This is a genomic window from Rugamonas sp. (assembly GCF_025354735.1).
In the GTDB taxonomy this organism is placed as follows: Bacteria; Pseudomonadota; Gammaproteobacteria; order Burkholderiales; family Burkholderiaceae_D; genus Rugamonas.
This window is the reverse complement of record NZ_JANXMI010000297.1, coordinates 1-4,448: the sequence shown is the minus strand read 5'-3', so window position 1 is coordinate 4,448 and position 4,448 is coordinate 1. Positions and strand designations below refer to the sequence as shown.

Here is a 4,448-nt window from a genome sequence, read left to right as displayed (position 1 = left end):
CCACGGTTTCGAATGAATCTCTCGAAACCGTGGTCTGACCCCGAGTTAGGTATCCCCCGATAAACCGCGACGCGGTTTTTACTCCGCCACCAGCACCCGGTCGCGGCCGGACATCTTCGCCGCGTACAGCGCCGTGTCGGCCCGCATCAGCAGTTCGCTGCGGTCGCTGCCGTGGCGCGGATATTCGGCCACGCCGGCCGAGAAGGTGCACGCCGTCAGGCTGTGACCCTGCTGGTCGATGCGCAACTGGCGATACCGGCTGGCGATGGTTTCGATCTTGGCCAGCGCGTCGGCGCTGTCGGCCTCGCGCAGCAGCAGGCAGAATTCCTCGCCGCCGTAGCGGCACAGCAAATCGCTGCCGCGCAGCTGGCCTTCGACCAGGCGCGCGAACTGGATCAGCACCTCGTCGCCGAAGCTGTGGCCGAAGGTGTCGTTGACGCGCTTGAAAAAATCGAGATCCAGTATCACCACCGACACGGCGAACTTGCCGTTCGATTCGTGCAGGATCGCGTTCAGGCAGGTCTCGAAATGGCGCCGGTTGTACAAGCCGGTCAAGTGGTCGCGTATCGCTTGTTCCTTCAGGCTGTCCTGCAGCGAATTGACGTGCAGGATCTGGTGCGACAGCTCGCGGTTCAAGTGTTCCAGCTTCTGGTTTTCCGACTCGCGCGCCGCCTGCAATTCCAGCGCCTTGTCGCGCTCCTCTTTCAGGCCGCGCATTTCCTTTTCCAGGTTGCGCATCAGCAGGCGCGAATCGCGCGCCGACCGGCTGCTGGCCTCGTAGTGGCGGTGGTACAGCTCCAGATAGCCGTAGGCCGCCTTCCAGCGCTTGAGGCGGGCGTTGATGTTGGCCAGGCCCTGGAAGATCTGCTGCTGGTAAAACGGGTTGCGGGTCCAGTCGAGCAGCGCGTGCGCCTTGTCGAGCGCGGCCAGCGCATCCTTGGGCAGCTCCAGCACGAAGTCCAGCATGCCCTTGACCAGCCAGCCGTGCATCTGCTCCTCGAGGTCGTCGTCGGCCACCGCGTAAGCCTGGGCCCGGGCCAGCAGCGTGGCGGCATGGCCGGTCTGGCCGACCAGGATGGAGGCGTGGGCGGCGATGCTGAACAGGAAGGCGCGCACCACCAGGTCGCTTTCGATGCTGGCATAAAACGGCTCGACCAGCGCCAGCGCCTCGTCGGCGCTGCCGGTGGCCAGCAAGCACATGGCGAGGTTGGCCGAGACGATGCCGCGCTGGTGGCCCAGCTTGTCGCTGTCGACGATGGCCAGCGCCTCGCCCAGCAGCGGGATGGCGTCTTCATCGTTGCCCAGGTCGTGCTGCGACGAGGCCAGGTTGGACAGGCTGTTGACGCGGTGGGCGGCGGTGCCGAAGCGCTCGGCGATGTCCAGCGCCAGCAGGAAGTTGCGCGGGCCGGCCAGCGTGTCGCCGCGGTTCAGGGCGTCGATGCCGATACGGTTGTAGAGCATGAATTTATGCAGCGAATCGGGAATCTGGCCCGACAGCGCCAGCGCCTGCTCGAAATGGGCGGCCGACTGCGCGAAGTCGCCGCGCCGGCTGGCCTGCGCGCCCAGGCCCACTTCGGCCGCCAGCACGCCGTCGAGGTCGCCGTTCGCGTCGAAGCGCGCGCGCAGCGGCGCCCATAAGGGCTCGGCGCGCTCGGCCTCGCCGCCGTAAAAATACAACCACAACTGGTTGACCTGGGCGTAGGCGGCGCCGCGCGGATAGGCGATGGCGCGGGCGGCGGCGCCGGCGATGCGGGCCAGCCGGCGCGCCTGCTTGCGGTCGGCGATCAGGCAGGCCAGGCCTTGCAGGTTGAGGCGGTCGATTTCCGAAATATCGAGTAGGGGTGTAGGCACTGCGGGGCTTCCTCATCGGCTCCATGACGCATGGACAGCAGCGCCAGCACCGCACCGGCGGCCACGCGCACCCGGTATCATAACCAAAAAATAACACTATAGTGATATTTCTTTGGCCGCCGCGACGGTTGCCATCGCGCCCCAAAACCAGTAATCTCGACGCTCACCTCCCGGCGCCGCCCATGATGCTATTTTGCCGTCCGCTTTGCCGCCCGCTCGTGCCGGGTGCTGTGCTGTGCTCCTTGCTCGCTTCCCTGCCCTGTGCGCCGCCGGCCGGCGCCGCCGAAGCCCCGCCGACCGTCTACGCCGCCGGCGACATCGCCGACTGCCGCCACAGCCGCCCGGCCTACTCCGGCGCGGCGCGCACCGCCGCCGTGATCGAGGCCGGACTGGCGCGCGACGGCGGCGCCGTCGTCCTCAGCCTGGGCGACCACAGCTATCCGGAAGGGGGGGCCGCAGAATTCCAAAACTGCTACCAGCCGACCTGGGGCCGCTTCAAGGACCGCACCTGGCCGGCGCCCGGCAACCACGAATACGCCACGCCCGGCGCCGGCGGCTATTTCGACTACTTCGGCGCGCGCGCCGGGCCCGGCCGGCGCGGCTATTACAGCGTCGACCTGGGCGCCTGGCACATCGTCTCGCTTAATAGCGACCTGCACGGCGCGGCCGACGCGGCCCAGCTGCTGTGGCTAAAAGACGACCTGGCGCGCCATCGCCGGCGCTGCACCCTCGCTTACTGGCACGCGCCGCTGTATAGTTCGGGCGGACACGCGGCCAGCACACACATGCGCGCCGCGTGGCAAACGCTGTACGCGGCCGGCGCCGACGTCGTGCTGTCGGGGCACGACCATGATTACGAGCGCTTCGCGCCGCAGGACGCCGACGGCCGGCTCGACGCCGCGCACGGCCTGCGCCAGTTCGTGGCCGGCACCGGCGGCGCCTTCCTGACGCCGATGCGCTTCGCCAGGCCGAACAGCGAAGCGCGCGACAACAGCCATCACGGCGTGCTGCGGCTGGTGCTGAAGGACGAAGGCTACACCTGGGATTTCCTGGCCGCCGACGACGGCGGCGCCGTGCCGGACACGCCGCCGCCGGAGTTTCACGACAGCGGCGCGGCCGGCTGTCATTGATTCATACGATTTATATAGTTTATTCAGTTTAGCTGAGGGAGCGACACGATGCAGAACACGGTACATTTCATCTTGCAGGGCAAAGGCGGTATCGGCAAGACCCTGGTGTCGACCATCCTGGCGCAGTGGATCGCGGCCAAGGACGCGGCGCCGCTGCGCTGCTACGACACCGACCAGGAAAACGCCACCTTCTCGCGCTACAAGGCGATGGCCGTCAAGCACGTGCCGGTGATGACCGACGCCCGCACCATCGACCCCAAGCGCTTCGACGCGCTGATGATCGACATCCTGGAAGAGGACGGCAACTGCGTGGTCGACAACGGCGCCAACACCTTTTCGCCGCTGATGGGCTACCTGATCGAAAACGACTGCTTCGCGCTGCTGGAAGAATCGGGCCGCAAGGTCTACATCCACACCATCGTCGGCGGCGGCGACACGCTGCACGACACGGCGATGGGCTTCGTGTCGACGGCCAAGGCGACGACGGTGCCGCTGGTGCTGTGGGAAAACGAGCATTTCGGCCTGTTGCAATCGGCGTCCGGCAAGCAGTTCACGGAATCGCAGACCTACGCCGATAATGCGGCGCGCGTGAAGGGCCGCGTGGTGCTGTCGGCCCGCAATGCCGACACCTTCGGCGCCGACATCAAGAAGATGAACACGGCGCGCATGACAGCGCAGGAAGTGAAGGAGAGCGACAAGTTCAACCTGATGGAAAAGCAGCGCATCAAGGTCGTGTTCCGCGACCTGTTCGAACAACTCGACCAAGTGCAGTGGTAAGTGGCCATGGACCAGCACAAGCTGCGTAGCCTGGTATTCGACAAGACCGGCGTACGGATCGACGTCGACGATCCGATCTTCGCGCTGGTGGCGCTGAACGAGGCGGTGCTGGCCGAGGCGGTGGAACGCCACGTCGCCCTGATCGACGCCGCCTCGCAGCAACTGGTGCGGCACGCGCGCGAGGCCGGCGGCCTGCTGCGCGCGGTGGAGCGCAGGCCGGCTGATGCGGTCGATGCTGATACTAATGCCGACGCCCGTGTCGATACTGAATCCGGTGCCGGTGCCGGTGCCGGTGCTAATGCCGATGCTGATGCCGATGCCGATGCCGATGCCGATGCCGATGCCGGCAAGATAACGGTGCCGAAACCGGTGCCATCGCTGCCGATGGGCGCCGTCGCCACCAGGACGCCCCAATTTTCCCCGGCCGAGTGGCGCCTGCTGGGCGCGGCGGCCGGGATCTCGCTGCTGAGCGCCCTGCTGGTGCTGGGCGGACAGGCGCTGTTCCTGAAGCCGCGACCACAGCAGGCGGCGGCAGCGGCGCCGGTCCAGGCGCTGGCGCTGACGCCGCAACAGGCCAGCGCCATCGCCACGGCCGACAAGTTGCCCCGCGCGATGCAAAAGCTCGACCCGAAAGCGCGCAGCCTGCTGCAAGCCGAACTGCAAAAGCCCTAAACGCACGCGGCCGCGGAA

Annotated in this window: 4 protein-coding genes; 3 read left to right on the top strand and 1 reads right to left on the bottom strand. The window is 67.0% G+C overall.

Annotated elements, in window-relative coordinates; all coding sequences use genetic code 11:
• Positions 1–78 precede the first annotated feature (78 nt).
• Complete coding sequence (locus Q0S71_RS24535; protein ID WP_296001544.1) at positions 79–1,851, bottom strand: diguanylate cyclase; 1,773 nt, start codon at positions 1,849–1,851, stop codon at positions 79–81.
• A gap of 242 nt (positions 1,852–2,093) precedes the next feature.
• On the opposite strand from Q0S71_RS24535, the gene Q0S71_RS24530 reads away from it, so the two are divergent.
• The 3 genes from Q0S71_RS24530 to Q0S71_RS24520 are packed head-to-tail and all read left to right on the top strand — an operon-like array spanning position 2,094 to position 4,430.
• A complete protein-coding gene (locus tag Q0S71_RS24530; RefSeq protein ID WP_296001542.1) occupies positions 2,094–2,981 on the top strand; it encodes a metallophosphoesterase in 888 nt (295 codons plus the stop codon).
• Between the two features lie 48 nt (positions 2,982–3,029).
• Entirely contained in the window at positions 3,030–3,758 is a 729-nt protein-coding gene (locus Q0S71_RS24525) for a hypothetical protein (RefSeq protein ID WP_296001539.1), read from the top strand.
• 6 nt (positions 3,759–3,764) lie between these two features.
• Positions 3,765–4,430: a hypothetical protein gene (locus Q0S71_RS24520; protein ID WP_296001537.1), complete on the top strand. Its 666-nt coding sequence runs from the start codon at positions 3,765–3,767 to the stop codon at positions 4,428–4,430.
• Positions 4,431–4,448: the final 18 nt, after the last annotated feature.